General features: G+C 66.3%; 14 protein-coding genes and 1 pseudogene. 10 read left to right on the top strand and 5 right to left on the bottom strand.

From position 1 onward, the window contains the following. Positions 1-60 precede the first annotated feature (60 nt). From asd to AB7F11_RS05730, 5 genes are all read left to right on the top strand, one after another. Complete coding sequence (asd, locus tag AB7F11_RS05750) at positions 61-912, top strand: archaetidylserine decarboxylase (RefSeq protein WP_428289314.1); 852 nt, start codon at positions 61-63, stop codon at positions 910-912. A 22-nt stretch (positions 913-934) separates the two neighbouring features. Further along, positions 935-2,137, top strand: coding sequence for a formate-dependent phosphoribosylglycinamide formyltransferase (gene purT, locus AB7F11_RS05745; RefSeq protein ID WP_428289315.1), 1,203 nt, complete (start codon positions 935-937; stop codon positions 2,135-2,137). A gap of 121 nt (positions 2,138-2,258) precedes the next feature. Then, positions 2,259-2,804 (top strand): DUF3455 domain-containing protein, encoded by a 546-nt coding sequence (locus AB7F11_RS05740; RefSeq protein ID WP_428289316.1) that lies wholly within the window; start codon positions 2,259-2,261, stop codon positions 2,802-2,804. 91 nt (positions 2,805-2,895) lie between these two features. Beyond that, on the top strand, positions 2,896-3,462 hold the full coding sequence (locus tag AB7F11_RS05735) for a sigma-70 family RNA polymerase sigma factor (protein WP_428289317.1): 567 nt from the start codon (positions 2,896-2,898) through the stop codon (positions 3,460-3,462). Further along, positions 3,459-4,172 carry an anti-sigma factor gene (locus AB7F11_RS05730; protein WP_428289318.1) on the top strand — a complete coding sequence of 238 codons (714 nt, stop codon included), beginning with the start codon at positions 3,459-3,461 and terminating at the stop codon, positions 4,170-4,172. The genes AB7F11_RS05735 and AB7F11_RS05730 overlap by 4 nt, the downstream gene beginning before the upstream one ends. 12 nt (positions 4,173-4,184) lie before the next feature. On the opposite strand, the gene AB7F11_RS05725 is transcribed toward AB7F11_RS05730, so the two are convergent. Beyond that, entirely contained in the window at positions 4,185-5,693 is a 1,509-nt protein-coding gene (locus tag AB7F11_RS05725; protein ID WP_428289319.1) for an AMP nucleosidase, read from the bottom strand. Positions 5,694-5,746: 53 nt separating this feature from the next. On the opposite strand from AB7F11_RS05725, the gene AB7F11_RS05720 reads away from it, so the two are divergent. Continuing rightward, positions 5,747-7,027 (top strand): MgtC/SapB family protein, encoded by a 1,281-nt coding sequence (locus AB7F11_RS05720; protein WP_428289320.1) that lies wholly within the window; start codon positions 5,747-5,749, stop codon positions 7,025-7,027. Here AB7F11_RS05720 and gorA read toward each other — a convergent pair. Both gorA and AB7F11_RS05710 read right to left on the bottom strand, forming a co-directional pair. Next, positions 7,017-8,423: a glutathione-disulfide reductase gene (gorA, locus tag AB7F11_RS05715; protein ID WP_428289321.1), complete on the bottom strand. Its 1,407-nt coding sequence runs from the start codon at positions 8,421-8,423 to the stop codon at positions 7,017-7,019. The two genes, AB7F11_RS05720 and gorA, sit on opposite strands and share 11 nt — an antisense overlap. A 64-nt stretch (positions 8,424-8,487) precedes the next feature. Further along, positions 8,488-9,339: a 3-hydroxybutyryl-CoA dehydrogenase gene (locus tag AB7F11_RS05710; protein ID WP_428289322.1), complete on the bottom strand. Its 852-nt coding sequence runs from the start codon at positions 9,337-9,339 to the stop codon at positions 8,488-8,490. Between the two features lie 166 nt (positions 9,340-9,505). On the opposite strand from AB7F11_RS05710, the pseudogene AB7F11_RS05705 reads away from it, so the two are divergent. Further along, positions 9,506-11,110: pseudogene (locus AB7F11_RS05705) on the top strand (GMC family oxidoreductase); the annotation flags it as partial. Positions 11,111-11,116: 6 nt separating this feature from the next. On the opposite strand, the gene rocF reads toward AB7F11_RS05705, so the two are convergent. Next, positions 11,117-12,034 carry an arginase gene (gene rocF / locus AB7F11_RS05700; protein WP_428289323.1) on the bottom strand — a complete coding sequence of 306 codons (918 nt, stop codon included), beginning with the start codon at positions 12,032-12,034 and terminating at the stop codon, positions 11,117-11,119. A gap of 393 nt (positions 12,035-12,427) precedes the next feature. After that, on the bottom strand, positions 12,428-12,940 hold the full coding sequence (locus tag AB7F11_RS05695; protein WP_428299908.1) for a hypothetical protein: 513 nt from the start codon (positions 12,938-12,940) through the stop codon (positions 12,428-12,430). A 41-nt stretch (positions 12,941-12,981) separates the two neighbouring features. Here AB7F11_RS05695 and AB7F11_RS05690 point away from each other — a divergent pair, with 41 nt between their 5' ends. The 3 genes from AB7F11_RS05690 to AB7F11_RS05680 all read left to right on the top strand — a co-directional run bounded on the left by AB7F11_RS05690 (position 12,982) and on the right by AB7F11_RS05680 (position 16,570). Continuing rightward, positions 12,982-14,058, top strand: a complete 1,077-nt coding sequence (locus AB7F11_RS05690; RefSeq protein ID WP_428289325.1) for a hypothetical protein — start codon at positions 12,982-12,984, stop codon at positions 14,056-14,058. Between the two features lie 69 nt (positions 14,059-14,127). Further along, positions 14,128-15,405: a right-handed parallel beta-helix repeat-containing protein gene (locus AB7F11_RS05685; protein WP_428289326.1), complete on the top strand. Its 1,278-nt coding sequence runs from the start codon at positions 14,128-14,130 to the stop codon at positions 15,403-15,405. A gap of 82 nt (positions 15,406-15,487) precedes the next feature. Further along, the gene (locus AB7F11_RS05680) at positions 15,488-16,570 is read left to right on the top strand and encodes a DUF6352 family protein (protein WP_428289327.1); all 1,083 of its coding nucleotides are present in this window, start codon (positions 15,488-15,490) and stop codon (positions 16,568-16,570) included. The last annotated feature ends 1 nt before the right edge of the window (position 16,571 follow it).

Here is a 16,571-nt window from a genome sequence, read left to right as displayed (position 1 = left end):
AGCCCACCCCTACAATGCGGGGCTGCCCGCCAGGGTCTTGTCCCACCGTCCAGTTCGCCCATGTCCCTCGCCGTTTCCCTGCAACATGTCTTCCCGAAGCGCGCGCTCACTGTGTTCGGGGGCTGGGTGGCCAATGGCCGCTGGGGCGCCATCACGCAATGGATCATCCGGCGCTTCATCCGCAAGTACCGCGTCAACATGGCCGAGGCCGCTCAACCGGATCCGACCGCCTACGCCAGCTTCAACGAGTTCTTCACCCGCGCGCTGCGCGCCGACGTGCGGCCACTGGCGAACGCAGCCTTCGTCTGTCCGGTGGACGGCGCCATCAGCCAGTTTGGCGCCATCGCACGCGACCAGATCTACCAGGCCAAGGGCCACACCTACAGCACGCGCGCGCTGGTGGGGGGTGACGAGGAGCTGGCCGCGCTGTTCGACGACGGCGCCTTTGCCACCATCTACCTGAGCCCCAGGGACTACCACCGCATCCACATGCCGGTGGGGGCCACGCTGCGCCGCATGATCCATGTGCCTGGCGATCTGTTTTCGGTCAATCCCGCCACCGCGCAGGGCGTGCCCGGGCTGTTTGCGCGCAACGAGCGCGTGGTCTGCGTGTTCGACATGCAGGTGGGCAAGGTCACGCTGCCTTTTGTGCAGGTCCTGGTCGGAGCCACCATCGTCGGCAGCATGGCCACCACCTGGCATGGCGTGGTGAATCCGCCGCGAGTGGGCCAGCTGCGCGAATGGACGTACGACGACACACCCGTGTACCTGCGCCAGGGCGAAGAGATGGGTCGCTTTCTGCTGGGTTCCACCGTGGTGCTGCTCTGGCCACGCGACACCATCGCCTTCAACCCCGACTGGGCACCCGAAGCCGCCGTGAAAATGGGTGAACCCATGGGCGACGTCCTCTGAAGAACCGCTGACTGGATACACCATGACCACGCTCGGAACCCCTTTGTCGCCCTCGGCCACCCGCGTGATGCTGCTGGGCTCTGGCGAACTTGGCAAGGAAGTGCTCATCGCGCTGCAGCGCCTGGGGGTGGAGACCATCGCGGTGGACCGCTACGACAACGCGCCGGGCCATCAGGTGGCGCACCATGCGCGCACCATCACCATGAGCGACCCGGCCCAGCTCAAGGCGCTCATCGAAGCCGAGCGCCCGCACCTGGTGGTGCCCGAGATCGAGGCCATCGCCACGCCCATGTTGCAGGAACTGGAAGCCGCTGGCGTGGTGCGCGTGATCCCCACCGCCCGCGCCGCGCGCCTGACCATGGACCGCGAAGGCATCCGCCGTCTCGCCGCCGAAACGCTGGGGCTGCCGACCAGCCCCTACAAATTCTGCGACTCGCTGGACGAACTGCAGGCGGCCATCGACTCCGGTATCGGCTACCCCTGCATTGTGAAGCCGGTCATGAGCAGCAGCGGCAAGGGCCAGAGCAAGATCGACGGCCCGGCCGATGTGAAGACGGCCTGGGACTGCGCCATGTCGGGCGGCCGCGTCGGCCCGGGCCGCATCATTGTGGAAGGCTTCATCGACTTCGACTACGAAATCACGCAGCTCACCGTGCGCGCGCTTGGCGCCGATGGCCGGGTGGAAACGCACTTCTGCGATCCCATCGGCCATGTGCAGGTGAGTGGCGACTATGTGGAAAGCTGGCAGCCTCACCCCATGACGCCGGCCGCGCTGCAGAAGTCCCGCGACATCGCCAAAGCCGTCACCGATGACCTGGGTGGCCAGGGTCTCTTCGGCGTGGAACTGTTTGTCAAGGGCGACCAGGTCTGGTTCAGCGAAGTCAGCCCGCGCCCGCACGACACCGGCATGGTGACCATGATCACCCAGTGGCAGAACGAGTTCGAGCTGCACGCCCGGGCCATTCTGGGCCTGCCGGTATCCACCGCGCTCAGGAGCCCCGGGGCCAGTGCCGTTATCTATGGCGGCGTGGATGCGCAGGGCATTGCCTTCGACGGGGTGGACGAAGCCCTGAGCGTGCCGCAGACCGAAATTCGCCTGTTCGGCAAACCCGAGAGCTTCAAGAAGCGGCGCATGGGTGTGGCGTTGGCCTTCGATGCCGAGGTGGAGAAGGCCCGCACCCAGGCCAAGCTGGCGGCCTCGAAGGTGAAGCCGCGCGCGACCTGATCCCGGGGCGCCGGATTTTTTTTTGCATCTGGCTGCATCCAGACGGCTCGGTGGGGCGTAGTGGAAGCAGTGGCGCTGTTTTTGCGCCGCTGCCCACAACCCACCATCGAGGAGTTTTCCCATGATCGTCAAGACCACCCTGGCCGCTGCTGCGGCGCTCGCCCTGTCCGCCTGCGCTTCCAGCATGAGCGCGCCCATGATGTATTCGCAGACCAGCCTGCCCGATGCGGTGAAGGTGCCCGCCGGCAACAAGGTGGCGATGGAAACCGTGGGTGTGGGCCAGATCACCTACGAATGCCGCACCAAGGCCAACATGCCCGGGCAGTACGAGTGGGTCTTTGTCGGCCCCGACGCCAAGCTGATGGACCGCAGTGGCAAGCAGGTCGGCAAGTACTACGGCCCGCCCGCCACCTGGGAAGCGAACGACGGCTCCAAGTTCACCGCCACCCAGCTTGCCGTGGCGCCCGGCGGCGAAGGCAACATTCCGCTTCAGCTGGTGAAGGCCAATCCCGCCATGGGCATGGGCGCCATGAGCGGCGTGACCTACACCCAGCGCGTGGCCACCAAGGGCGGTGTTGCGCCGGCCATGGCTTGCGGTGCGTCCAACATGGGCGCCAAACAGATCGTCCAGTACCAGGCCGACTACATTTTCTACAAGGCATCGTGATGGTCTTCGGCTAGTATGGCCGGCAGCCCCGGGGCCTGGCGCCACCACGCGCCGGGCCCTGTTTCTTCCGCCCTGCTGGTCCTCACCGCCCTTGCCGCCTTCCGAGCCAGATCCGTTCGATCACGATGCCGCCCTGGTCGCCTGTGCGAAGGGCGATCGTGCGGCCCTGCGCCGTCTCTACGAGCGTGAAGGCCGTTACCTGTTGGGCGTGGCCCTGCGCATCGTGCGCGACCGCGCCACCGCCGAGGACGTGCTGCACGACGCTTTCATGAACATCTGGACCCGGGCCGCCAGTTTCGACGCCCGCCGTGGCGCAGGCCGGGGCTGGATGTACGGCATCGTGCGCCACCGTGCGCTCGATGCCGTTCGTGCTGGCTCACGCACCGTGTCCGCCGACGAAGAGGGCATGGACGCGCTTCAAGCCGAGGAAGCACCCGACGCCCCCGACATGGCCGAGGTGTTTGCATTGCGTGCCGACCTGGGCCGGCTAGACGATTGCCTGGCGCGCCTGGATACGCCCAAACGCAACTGCGTGCTCTACGCCTATCTGGACGGTTGCACCCACCCCGAAATCGCCGAGCGCCTGGGCGCTCCGCTGGGCTCGGTGAAAGCCTGGATTCGCCGAGGGCTGGCCTCGCTGCGGGAGTGTCTTGCATGAGCGGGGCGGCTTCCGACGACATCGACGCACTGGCCTCGGCCTACGTGCTGGGCACGCTCTCGGCCGAGCGTCGCCGCGTGGTGCAGGAACGCCTGCCGAACGACGCCATGCTGCGCACCGCCGTCGATGCCTGGGAGGCGCGCCTGCTACCCCTGACCGCGTTGGTCGAACCCGTGGAGCCCACGGCGGAACTCTGGTCTCGCATCGAGCGATCTCTGCCGCCTGAGCGTGTCGTCCGCCCCGCCACCGGCGGTGGGTGGCAACGATGGTGGCGCAGCGTCAATGTCTGGCGTGCCGTGGCCGCCACCGGTTTCGTCGCCGCTTCAGTGGTGGCGCTGCTGCCGTCCACCGGCCTGTTCGCGCCAGCAGCACCGCAATACATGGTCGTGCTGGTCGCGCCCAACGGCACCACGCCAGGCTGGGTGGTGCAGACCAGCGGGCGCGACACGCTGCGCCTGGTGCCACTGGGCATCACGAGCGTGCCAGAGCAGCGCTCGCTGCAGTTCTGGACCAAGGCCGACGACTGGAACGCCCCGGTTTCCCTGGGTCTGGTGCAACCTGGCCAGCCGCTCGAAGTGAAGCTCGACCAGCTGCCGCCGCTGGTGCCCAACCAGTTGTTCGAAATCACGCTGGAGCCCTACACCGGCTCACCCACCGGGCGACCGACCGGGCCCATTCTTTACATCGGGCGTGCGGTCAAGGTGACCTGAGCCTGTGGACGTTCACTGGAACGCCACCTCCGCAAAGCTCCGCAGCTTGCGGCTGTGCAGCTGGTCGGTGCCGCCTTCGCGCAGGATGTCGATGGCGCGGATGCCGATGCGCAGGTGCTGGTCGACCCGCTCGCGGTAGAAGTGGTTGGCCATGCCGGGCAGCTTGATCTCGCCGTGCAGGGGTTTGTCGCTCACGCAGAGCAGGGTGCCGTAGGGCACGCGGAAGCGGAAACCATTGGCCGCGATGGTGGCGCTTTCCATGTCGAGCGCCACCGCGCGCGATTGCGAGAAACGGCGCTGCGGCATGTTGTCAGGCAGCAGTTCCCAGTTGCGGTTGTCGGTGCTGGCCACGGTGCCGGTGCGCATGATGCGCTTGAGCTCTTGCGGCGGCACGCCGGTCACGTCGGCCACCGCGCCTTCCAGAGCGAGCTGGATTTCGGCCAGCGCGGGGATCGGCACCCACAGTGGCAGTTCCTCATCGAGCACATGGTCTTCGCGCACGTAGGCGTGCGCCAGCACGTAGTCACCCAGCTGCTGCGTGGTGCGCAGGCCAGCGCAGTGGCCGAGCATGAGCCAGGCGTGCGGGCGCAGCACGGCGATGTGGTCGGTGATGGTCTTGGCGTTGGCAGGGCCCACGCCGATGTTGACCATGGTGATGCCGCTGCGATCGGCGCGCATGAGGTGGTAGGCCGGCATCTGCGGCAGGCGCGGGGGCGCATGGCCGAGTTCGTCGCCCGGTTCAGCGGCCAGGCCCGCGCGGCGCATCACCACGTTGCCCGGCTCGACGAAGGCGATGTATTCACTCTCGGGGTTGGCCATCTCGGCGTGGCCGAGCTTGATGAATTCGTCGATGTAGAACTGGTAGTTCGTGAACAGGATGAAGTTCTGGAACCACTCGGGTGCGGTGCCGGTGTAGTGACGCAGGCGCTGGAGCGAGTAGTCCACACGCGGTGCGGTGAACAGCGAGAGCGGGTGGGATTCTCCCGGCTTGGGCTCGTACGTGCCGTTGGCGATGCCATCGTCCATGGCGGTGAGGTCGGGCAGGTCAAACACATCGCGCATGAAAGCGCGGCGCGCCACGTCCAGCGTGCCTTCCACGTGGTCGTGTTCAGCAAACGAAAAATGGATGGGAATGGGCTGGGTGCTGGTGCCGACCTCCAGTTCGCCCCCGTGGTTGGCCAGCAGCAGGCCGAACTGCTGGAGATAGTAGTCGCCATAGAGGTCGGGCCGGGTGAGCGTGGTCTCGAAGCGGCCGGGGCCGGCCACGAAGCCGTAGCTCAGCTTTTTGATGTCAGGGCTGTCGGGCGCAGCACCTCGGCGCGTGTTGCTGTGGGTGTGCAGGCGCACATACGGGTAGCAGGCGCGCACGTGGGTATCGGCAAAGGCGCCGCCAGCGACGTACTCGCGCATGGACTGGCGCAAAAAATCCACGTTGTCCTGGTAGATCCGCTGCACCTGGGCCAGCGCCTGGGCGGGATCGGTGAACACGAGGGGGGCGGTAAAGTCGGGCGTCTTGTGCATGGCGCTATTGTCGCCTTGCGGTGTGACGCCCGCACCGCTTCGCCCCGGCTCAAATGTTTGACACCTCCACGCCCTCCCTGGTCTCGGCTGCCACCACGCTGGCGGTGGCGCTGGGCTGCGGTCTGTTGATCGGTGTGGAGCGCGAGCGTCGCAAAGGCAGGGGACCCGGGCGTGCGTTGGCGGGGCTGCGCAGCTTTGCCCTGGTGTGCGTCACCGGCGCGGCCGCCGCGCTGACCCAGATCACGGGCCTGGTGGTGGCGGGGGCGGCGTTCGTGGCGGCACTGGGCGTCGTGGCTTATTGGCGCGACCGCTCCGACGACCCGGGTGTGACCACCGAAGTGGCGCTGCTGCTGACCTACCTGATCGGCGTGCTCTGTACCTGGAGCCTTCCCCTGGCCGCCGCACTGGCCGCCGGACTCACCGCGCTGCTGGCGGGACGCGAACCCATGCACCGATTTGTCAGCCACTGGTTGCGACCTGCCGAGGTGCGCGACGGCATCGTGCTGGCTGCGCTGGTGTTGCTGGGGCTGCCGCTGATGCCTGATCGACCCTTGTGGGGGCCGGTGCTCAACCCGCACGTGATGGTGCAACTGCTCGCCCTGCTGCTGGCCGTGCAGTCGCTGGCCCACCTGGGCCGGCGACTGCTGCAGGCGCGCCACGCGGTGGCGCTGTCCTCGCTCGCATCGGGTTTTGTCTCCAGCACGGCCACCATCGCCTCCCTGGGGCTGGCGGTGCGCGAGGGCCGCGAGGGTGCGCGGCTGATGGCCGGGGGCGGCCTGTTGTCTTGCGTGTCGACGCAACTGCAACTGCTGCTGGTGGCGGCAGCGGTCCAGCCCGCCTGGCTGACAGCGCTCTGGGTGCCTGCGCTGGCCAGTGCCCTGCTCGCTGTGCTCTGGGGCGCCTGGCTGGTGCGCGGCGCACCGGCCGAGGCAGCTCTGGGCGCCGTGTCCACGCCGCGCATGGAAGGCCTGCCCAGCGCGGGTGAAGAGCGCATGTTCAGTTTGAAGGGGGCGGCCGCCGTGGCCGCGTTGCTCACCGGCATACAGGTGCTGGTGCATGCGATGGCCTTGTGGCTGGGCGCGGTGGGACTGTACGTGGGCACGCTAATGGGCGCTCTGGCCGACCTGCACGCCGCACTGGCGGCGGTGTTTGCGTCCAGTCCACCCGGCGCCGGCGCCTCCCTGGCGGTGATGCTGGCATTGGTGGTACACGCCTTGAGCAAGAGCTTCACGGCCGGGCTGGTGGGTGGTGCGCGCTACCTTGCCTGGCTGGCGCCGGGCTTGTGGGCACACACCCTGCTTGGGGTGACGCTGATCGCGCTGGTCAGGTCTTGACCGGTTCGCGCATGGTCACGAACTCCTCGGCGGCCGTCGGATGGATGCCGATCGTGCTGTCGAACACCGCCTTGGTGGCGCCCGCCTTCATGGCCACGGCGAAACCCTGCACGATCTCGCCCGCCTCGGCGCCGACCATGTGCAGACCCACCACGCGGTCGCTCCTGGTGTCCACCACCAGCTTCATCAGGGTGCGCTCGGTGCTGCCCGAGAGCGTGTGCCTGAGCGCCTTGAACTCGCTGCGGAAGATGGTGATGTCACCGAATTTCTCGCGCGCCTTCGCCTCGCTGTAGCCCACGGTGCCGATGGCGGGGTGCGTGAACACGGCGGTGGGCACGAAATCGTAGGCCATGCTGCGCGGCGCCTTGCCGGCGGCGGGACCGAAGAGTTGATCCACCACGACCATGGCCTCGCCCAGCGCCACCGGGGTGAGTTGCAGGCGGTTCGTGACGTCTCCCAGCGCAAAGATGGAAGGCACGTTGGTCTGGTACTGCTCGTTGACGATGATCTCGCCCTTGGGGCCCTGCGCGACACCCACCGACTCCAGCCCCATATCGGCCACGTTGGGTACGCGCCCCGTCGCGTACAGCACGGCGTCGGCCTGCACGACGTTGCCGCCTTCGCACTCCACGCGCAGGCCGTCCAGGGTCTTGCGGATGTCCACCACACCGGCGTTGAGATGCAGATCCACGCCGGCCTTGATCATTTCGGCCGCCACGAAATGGCGAATTTCATCGTCGAAGCCACGCAGGATCTGCTCGCCTCGGTAGAGCTGCGTGACCTTCGACCCCAGGCCGTTGAAGATCGAGGCGAACTCGCTGGCAATGTAGCCACCGCCCACCACCACCAGCCGTTTGGGGAATGGGTCCAGATCGAAAATCTCGTTGGACGTGATGACATGCTCGCGCCCCACGAAATGCGGCACATGTGGCGTGCCGCCAGTGGCCACCAGGATGTGTCGGGCGGTGAATTCCTGGTGACCGGGCGAGCCGTCCGCGTTCAGGGTGGACAGTGCGATGCCGTGCGCACTGGTGACGCGTGCGAAGGCTTCGAACACCGTCACGCCGGAGCCGCGCAGCAGGTTGCCGTACACGCCATTGAGGCGGTTGATTTCTCGCGCGCGGTTGGTCCTGAGCGTGCCCCAGTTGAACGTGGGCTTTTCGCTTTCCCAGCCGAAGCCGTGCGACTCCTCGAACGATTCACCGAAGTGCGCCGCGTAGCTGTAGAGCTTCTTGGGGATGCAGCCCACGTTCACGCAGGTGCCGCCCAGGCCATCGCTGCCCAGCACCTCGGCCAGTGCCACGCGCGCGCCGCGCTGCGCGGCCATGCGGGCGGCACGCACGCCACCGCTGCCGCCGCCGATCACGAAGAGGTCAAAGTCGAATGAGGGGCTCATGCGGATGTGTCCTTGAAGCGGGGACTGATGTTACGTCCGCAAGAATGCCGGTGCTGGCACAGGCTCAATACGTGTACACCCCACGCCCGGTCTTGCGGCCCAGCCAGCCGGCCGCCACCATCTCCTTCAGCAGCGGGGCGGGGCGGTACTTGCTGTCGTTGAATTCGGCGATGTAGACGTTCATCACCGCCAGGCACACGTCCAGCCCGATCATGTCGGCCAGGGCCAGCGGGCCGATGGGCTGGTTGGTGCCCAGCTTCATGCCGGCGTCGATGTCCTCGGCGCTGGCGATGCCTTCGGCCAGCACGAAGAAGGCCTCGTTGATCATGGGCACCAGGATGCGGTTGACCACGAAGCCGGGTGCGTTCTTCACGGAGATCGGCGATTTTCCCAGTGCCTCGGCCAGGGCCTTCACCGCATCGTGGGTGGCGTCGCTGGTCTGCAGGCCCCGAATGATCTCCACCAGCGCCATCATCGGGACCGGATTGAAGAAGTGCATGCCAATGAAACGGTCGGGGCGCTGCGTGGCCGAGGCCAGCTTGGTGATGCTGATCGAGCTTGTGTTGGTGGCCACGATCACTTCGGGCGCGAGCAAGCCATCGAGCTGCTGCAGGATCTTGACCTTCAGGCCTTCGTTTTCGGTGGCGGCCTCGATGACGAGTTGTGCGCCTTTCAGGTCTTCGTAGTTTGTCGAACCCCGGATGAGCGAGAGCGCCTGCTCCTTGTCGGCGGTGGTGATCTTTTCCTTCTTGATCAGGCGGTCCAGGCTGCCTGCCACGGTGGCCAGGCCTTTGTCCACCGCTGTCTGCGCGATGTCGACCATCACCACGCGGATGCCTCTCGTGGCACAGGCTTGTGCGATGCCGTTGCCCATGGTGCCCGAGCCGATGATGCCGACGGTCTGGATCGTGTTCATGAATGCCAACTCCTGGATTTGAGTGCGGTTGTGTTTGGGGTTTTCCCGGCGTCGCCGGGGCGTCTTTCCTAGGCGCGACTGCCTACTGGTGGCAGGGTGCCTGTGCTAACTTGACCCACAGATTGTCGCGCACCGGCTTCGGCGCGCGGCCCCTACGGAGACACCCATGTTCGACTACATCATCGTCGGCGGTGGATCGGCTGGCTGCGTGCTGGCTTCCCGCCTGAGCGAAGACCCGGCGGTTCGCGTCGCCCTGATTGAAGCCGGCCCGAGCGATCGCAGCGTGCTGATTCACTGCCCCGCCGGCCTGGCTGTGCTGGCAAAGAACGGCCAGGCCAACTGGTGCCTGCAAACCGTGCCCCAACCGGGCTTGAACGGCCGGCGCGGCTACCAGCCCAGGGGCAAGGTGCTCGGAGGCTCCAGCTCGGTCAACGCCATGATCTACGCGCGTGGACACGCCAGCGACTACGACAGCTGGGCCGCGCAAGGCAACCCAGGCTGGTCGTTTGCGGATGTGCTGCCGTACTTCAAGCGTGCCGAGCACAACGAGCGCGGTGCCGACGCGCTGCACGGCCAGGGCGGCCCGCTCAACGTGATGGACCTGCGAAGCCCCAACGCGTTCCTGGGCGCTTTCGTCGAGGCGGGCGTGCAGGCGGGGTACCCGCACAACCGCGACTTCAATGGCCCTGAGCAAGAGGGCGTGGGCGCCTACCAGGTCACCCACAAGAATGGGGAACGCTACAGCGCCGCCAAGGCCTACCTCACCCCGCACCTGGGGCGCACCAACCTCCAGGTGATCACCAACGCCCTCACCACCCGCGTGGTGATAGACGAAGAGGAAAACCCGCCGCGCGCGGTGGGCGTCGAATACCGTGGGAAGGGCGGACGCGGCCCCTTGCAGATTCTTCGTCTGCGTGAGGGCGGCGAAGTGGTCCTCAGCGCTGGGGCGTTCGGCTCGCCGCAGCTCCTGATGCTCTCGGGCGTGGGTCCTGCCGATCACCTGGCCGAGCACGGCATCCGGCTCGTGCGCGAGCTGCCAGGTGTCGGGCAGAACCTGCACGATCACGTGGACGTGGTGCTGGTGGTCAATGCACCGAAGGTGAAAGACCTGTTCGGCCTGTCGTTCGGCGGCGTCGCGCGCATGGTGCGCGGCATTTTTGAATGGCGGCGCCAGCGCAGCGGCATGCTCACGACCAATTTCGCCGAAGCCGGGGGCTTCATCAAGAGTTCGCCAGACGAGCCCATCCCCGACCTCCAGCTCCATTTCGTCGTCGGAAAGCTGGTGGACCATGGCCGCAAGACGGTGTTCGGCCACGGCTACTCCTGCCATGTGTGCCTGCTGCGCCCGAAAAGCCGGGGCGCGCTGCGCCTCTCCAGCGCCGATCCTCAGGCTTCACCGCTCATCGACCCGGCTTTCCTGAAGGACCCGGACGACATGGCGCGTCTCCTGCGCGGCTTCAAGCTCATGCGCAATCTGCTTCAGCAACCCGCGCTCACGCGCCACGGCGGCACCGAGTCGGCCTCCTCGGTCCAGGCGCAGAGCGATGCACAGGTCGAGCAGTTCATCCGCAACCACGCCGACACCATCTACCACCCGGTGGGCACCTGTCGCATGGGGCCGGGGCCGATGGATGTGGTCGATGCGCAGCTGCGCGTGCACGGCGTGGCCGGGCTGCGGGTGGTGGACGCGTCGGTGATGCCCACGGTGGTGGGGGGCAACACCAATGCACCGGTGATCATGATGGCCGAGAAGGCCGTGGACATGATCAGGGGGCGGTCACTTTTTCCTCATGAGCGTGGACTTGCCGAACAGGCTCTCGATCAGGTCGACGGCCAGTTCGGCGGTGCGGTTGCGCACGTCCAGCGCGGGGTTGAGCTCCATCACGTCCAGTGAGGCCAGGCGCCCGGTGTCGGCGATCATCTCCATGCAAAGCTGTGCTTCCCGGTAGGTCGGCCCGCCGGGTACGGTGGTGCCCACGCCGGGTGCGATTTCAGGGTCGAGGAAATCCACATCGAAGCTCACATGCAGATGGGTGCTCTCATCGACGCCCTTGAGCGCCTGCTCCATGGTGTGGCGCATGCCCATTTCGTCGATGTACCGCATGTCGAACACCTCCAGCCCCGCCTGGTGCACCAGGCGCTTCTCGCCTGCGTCCACACTGCGAATGCCGATCTGCCGCACCTGACTCGCCTCGATGGCAGGCGTGTGGCCTCCGATGCCCGTGAGCCGCGCCGGGCCGTGGCCGCACAGCAGCGCCACCGGCATGCCGTGGATGTTGCCGCTGGGCGTGAGGGCCGCGGTGTTGAAGTCGGCATGGGCGTCCAGCCAGAGCACGCGCAGTTGTTTGCCTGAGGTGCGGCAGTGACGAGCCACAGCGCTGATGGAGCCCAGGCCCAGGCAGTGGTCGCCACCGAGCACGATGGGCAGGCGGCCGAGCACCAGTTCGGCGTGCACCGCGTGGTGCAGGCTCTCGTTCCATGCCAGCACCTCTTCGAGATGCCGGTAGCCCTCGGTAGGGGGCGCCCAGGGGTTGGGAGGACCTGTCAGATTGCCTCGGTCGACCACCTTCAGACCCTGGCCTTCGAGCACCGTGGCCAGGTTGGCCACGCGCAAGGCTTCCGGCCCCATGGAGGCGCCTCTGGCGCCGGCACCGATGTCGGTGGGGACACCAATCAGACTGATTTCGTGTTGCATGGCGCCATTGTGGTGGAAGAGCGCCCGGGGTTCCGTGGTGGCGATGTAGCCCAAAGGTGCTAGCCGTCGAGGTATCAAGCCGTATGGGTTGTTACAGAGAGATGGGCAGGCGTGGCAACCGCTTCCCACCTTTGCGCAAGGCATCGCGCCAGGGCCTGGGATGCCAGCCAGGCATTTGGTTACTTGAATGAACCTTCTGTGGTGGCTCCCCGCCATTCATTGACGAAACTCCGTTCATTCCGTGAGTTTCTCCGCTCTTCGTTGACTTGCTCACACCAGGCAAGCAGTCCATGACACTGGCCACTTCGAGCTGGACCCATCAACCATTGCCACCTTCGATCCATGCCCTGATGGTGCGAAGCGGCTTTCTACCGGCATCCATTTTGAACAAGATCACCTTCGCCATGCCTTGCCCGGCACCCACGCTGTCCCGCACGTCGCGGGCCACCCTGGCCTTGTTGTTTGCTGCCACCCTGAGTGCCTGTGGCGGCGGTGGTTCGGAAGCAGGCGCCACCGATGCGCCAGCTTCAGCTCCGGCACCTGCTCCCGCGCCGGCTCCAGCCCCGGCTCCCGCGCCGGCTCCAGCACCGGCTCCAGCACCGGCTCCAGCACCGGCTCCAGCTCCAGCTCCAGCTCCAGCTCCAGCTCCAGCTCCAGCTCCGGCTCCGGCTCCGGCTCCAGCTCCAGCTCCAGCTCCAGCTCCAGCTCCAGCTCCAGCTCCAGCTCCGGCTCCGGCTCCAGCTCCAGCTCCGGCTCCGGCTCCGGCTCCGGCTCCAGCTCCAGCTCCGGCTCCAGCTCCGGCTCCAGCACCGGCTCCAGCACCGGCTCCAGCACCGGCTCCGGCTCCGGCTCCGGCTCCAGCACCGGCTCCGGCACCGGCTCCAGCACCAGCACCAGCACCAGCACCAGCACCTTCTGGTACCGCCTGCGACACTGCGCCGGGCCGTGTGCTCCAGGTGGGCGCAGGCAAGACCTACAGTGTTCCAAGTGCGGCCGCAGCGGCAGCGCAGTCGGGCGACGTCATCAAGATCTCGGCGGGCGACTACCGGGGCGATGTGGCCTCGTGGAATGCCAGCAATCTCACCATCTGCGGCGTGGGCGGACGGGCCCGTCTGTTTGCCGATGGCAAGAATGCTCAGGGCAAGGGCATCTGGGTGGTCTCGGGGTCCAACATCACCATCGACAGCATGGAGTTTCACAACGCCACGGTGCCCGATGAGAACGGTGCTGGCATCCGGGCCCAGAACGGTGGCTACCTGCGCATCATCAACAGCGGCTTCTTCAACAACCAGAACGGCATTCTGTCGAACGCAGGCTCGTCCACGATCAACATCGAGCGATCCGAGTTCGCCCGCAATGGCCTGGGCGATGGCTACACGCACAACATCTACATCGGCCAGATCGACAAACTGACCGTGTCTGCCAGCTACTTCCACGAAGCGAAGATCGGCCACAACCTCAAGAGCCGCGCTCGGGAAAGCGTGATCGAGAACAGCTATTTCATGGACGGGCCGACCGGCACATCCAGCTACCTGGCCGACTTTCCCAATGGGGGCAAGGTGGTGCTCAAGGGCAATATGTTCCACAAGGGGCCCAACGCGGACAACTCCAACGCCATTGCCTATGGGTTGGAGGGCCTGTCGAATCCGACCAACACGCTGGATGTGATCCACAACACGGTCGCGGTCACGCGCTCGGGCGGCGCATTCTTTGCGATCGCCAGTGGCACCAGCTCGGTCAAGTTCACGGCCAACATTTTTGCGGGCACGGGCAACCAGAGCCTGGTGACCGGCTTCTCCGTCGGCAACGTGGCGCAGGCCAGCAACGTCACCTCGTCAGCCAGCAACATTCCGGGTGCAACCAACATCGCCAGTCCCAACTTCTGGCCCAACGCCACGCTGCAAGCCCTCATCGGCCTGTCCACCGTGCCGGACGCGACCTACACGCGGGATGCGCCTGCTCCGTACACGCTGCGCACCATCTCGGGTGCACGCAAAGTCGGCGCGCTGCAGTCGGCGCCCTGATCTTCGGCCGGATGAATCACGACCTGGCGGCATCCCTGGATGGTCACGGAACCGGCCTGCACACCTTCCATGAGTTTTGACATTCGCCGACGCTTGCCCTCTTCGTTTCCGCTGTTCTCCCTGTTGCTGCTGGCGGCGTCCCTGAGCGCCTGTGGCGGCGGTGGTGGCGATGCCGCGGGCGGAGGCGGAGGAGCTGGTGGCCCTTTCATCCCCTCTCCTTCGCCGCCTGTGCCTTCGGTGTCGGCGTGCGACACCGCCACCGGGCGCGTGTTGGAGGTAGGCCCCGGAAAGCCCTACGCCGCGCCGAGCGCGGCCGCAGCGGTTGCCCAGTCGGGCGACGTCATCAAGATTGCAGCGGGCGACTACCGGGGCGATGTGGCCTCGTGGAATGCGAGCAATCTCACCATCTGTGGCATCGGCGGCCGAGCCCGTCTGTTTGCCGATGGCCGAAACGCCCAGGGCAAGGGCATATGGGTGGTCTCGGGTTCCAACATCACCATCGACAGCATGGAGTTCCACAACGCCACCGTTCCCGATGAAAACGGCGCTGGCATCCGTGCGCAAAACGGTGGAGATCTGCGCATCGTCAACAGTGGCTTCTACGACAACGAGAATGGGATCCTGTCGAACACGGGCGCATCCACCATCACCATCGAGAACTCAGAGTTCGCCCGCAACGGCCGGGGCGATGGCTACACGCACAACATTTACGTCAACCAGATTGACCGCCTGACGGTGAACAACAGCTATTTCCACGAGGCGAAGATCGGCCACAACCTCAAGAGCCGCGCCCGCGAGTCCGTCATCCAGAACAGCTACTTCATGGACGGACCCACCGGAACATCGAGCTACCTGGCCGACTTCCCGAATGGCGGGCGCGTCTACCTGCGGGGCAATCTGTTCCACAAAGGGCCGAATGCGGACAACGCCAACGCCATCGCCTATGGGCTGGAAGGATTGTCCAACCCGCAGACGTCACTGGAAATGGTGCACAACACCGTGGCCTTCACGCGCTCTGGTGGTGCTTTTCTGTCGGTCGCGGGCGGAACGAGTTCCGTCCGACTCACAGCCAACCTGTTTGCGGGCACCGGGAACCAGAACCTGATCACCGGCGGTTTCGCCAGCGGCAACGCCGTCCAGATCAGCAACCTCACCTCGCTGGCCAGCAACCTGCCCGGTGCAACCAGCATCGCCAGCCCGAACTTCTGGCCCAACTCCGCACTGCAGACGCTGATCGGCCTGTCCACCGTGCCCGATGCGACTTACACGCGAGATGCGCCATTGCCTTACGCCTCGCGCGCGATTTCGGGAGGCCGGAAAGTGGGAGCGCTGCAAGCCGCACCCTGATGGGTGCTGGGTGAACGACAATCCGGTCACCCTTGGCTCCCCAGCCCGCGAAGCGCTTCCTGGCGCGACGCGGGTCTGTTTCATGTCCGATCCCTCAAGCGCCTTCTGGACCTCCTGCGGCCACGACCGCCTCACTCGCAACGACCGTGGCTGGCTCGTGCCCAGCGCCGACTATTGGCGATTCTGGCTGTCGCGGCCCGAGCTCGCCCTGGTGGAGGAGTCCTGTGCCGCCGAGCGCGCCTTGCACGCCGCCCTGATGCGTGAACCCGAACGGCCCGTGCCAACGCAGGAAATCGAGGCGATCGAGGACGAGGACGCGCGCGCCAATCACGGTGTGTTCCTCGGCTGGCGCAATGCAGTGCTCGCGGCCGGTTCGCTGGAAGCGGCGTACGCAGGATTCTTCAAGGAAGGCGCCATCCAGGTGCCACCGCTTTTCCTGGACCTGATGGTGCAGGCCATGGTGTGCCGTCTGCTGGCCGACGAGACCGATCCCTGGCGGTGGCGCGCTGCCGAGTTGCTGTTTCGCCGCCAGCGTGTGAGCGTGCAGGACGGGCGGGTGCTCAGCGGCGACAGCGAAGTGCTGGACATGCTCAACGAAACTGCTGGCCTGGGCGACGTGGGTCGTCTGCTTCTACAAAGCGGCGCGGCCTTGCCGCAGACGCAGATCGAGGTGCTCGGCGAAGACAGCGCCGATCGCTATCTGCACGGCCGCGTGGGCGCCGGGCGCTTCAACTTCGTGCTCGATCTCACCCACGAAGTCCAGAACGAACTGCCGCACGGGCTCACGCTCACCATGACGCGGGCGCACTCGGGTCTCAAGGCCCTGGCCGCCGTGCTTGAAAAATGGGTGCACCACTTTCATGGTGTCGTGGTGAATATCCAGCCCGAGGCGCGGGTGGAGGACCCATCCTGGCGCTGGCACCTGGGGCTTGACGTGGAATCGAGTGCCCTGCTCAACGACCTCTATCTCGGTCGAGAGGTCGAGGCCGAGCGGCAGCAGCGGCTCATCAGCCTGTTTCGACTCACCTTTGCCGACCCGTTGCACATGCAGGCCGACGTGCGGGGCAAGCCCGTCTACCTCGGCCTGGCGATGACGTCTGCCGGCCTGCTCAAGCTCAAACCGCAGAATCTGCTGCTCAACCTGCCGCTGGCCCAGCCCGCGTAGG

It is taken from the genome of Hydrogenophaga sp., from assembly GCF_050250835.1.
Classification (GTDB): Bacteria; Pseudomonadota; Gammaproteobacteria; order Burkholderiales; family Burkholderiaceae_C; genus Hydrogenophaga.
This window is presented reverse-complemented; position numbering and strand designations above follow the sequence as displayed.

Bases quoted from the DNA above. Each gene is read 5' to 3' on its own strand.
- asd (WP_428289314.1), top strand. From the start codon at position 61: ATGTCCCTCGCCGTTTCCCTGCAACATGTCTTCCCGAAGCGCGCGCTC.
- purT (WP_428289315.1), top strand. From the start codon at position 935: ATGACCACGCTCGGAACCCCTTTGTCGCCCTCGGCCACCCGCGTGATG.
- AB7F11_RS05740 (WP_428289316.1), top strand. From the start codon at position 2,259: ATGATCGTCAAGACCACCCTGGCCGCTGCTGCGGCGCTCGCCCTGTCC.
- AB7F11_RS05730 (WP_428289318.1), top strand. From the start codon at position 3,459: ATGAGCGGGGCGGCTTCCGACGACATCGACGCACTGGCCTCGGCCTAC.
- AB7F11_RS05725 (WP_428289319.1), bottom strand. From the start codon at position 5,693: ATGCACAAGACGCCCGACTTTACCGCCCCCCTCGTGTTCACCGATCCC.
- AB7F11_RS05720 (WP_428289320.1), top strand. From the start codon at position 5,747: ATGTTTGACACCTCCACGCCCTCCCTGGTCTCGGCTGCCACCACGCTG.
- gorA (WP_428289321.1), bottom strand. From the start codon at position 8,423: ATGAGCCCCTCATTCGACTTTGACCTCTTCGTGATCGGCGGCGGCAGC.
- AB7F11_RS05710 (WP_428289322.1), bottom strand. From the start codon at position 9,339: ATGAACACGATCCAGACCGTCGGCATCATCGGCTCGGGCACCATGGGC.
- rocF (WP_428289323.1), bottom strand. From the start codon at position 12,034: ATGCAACACGAAATCAGTCTGATTGGTGTCCCCACCGACATCGGTGCC.
- AB7F11_RS05685 (WP_428289326.1), top strand. From the start codon at position 14,128: ATGAGTTTTGACATTCGCCGACGCTTGCCCTCTTCGTTTCCGCTGTTC.
- AB7F11_RS05680 (WP_428289327.1), top strand. From the start codon at position 15,488: ATGTCCGATCCCTCAAGCGCCTTCTGGACCTCCTGCGGCCACGACCGC.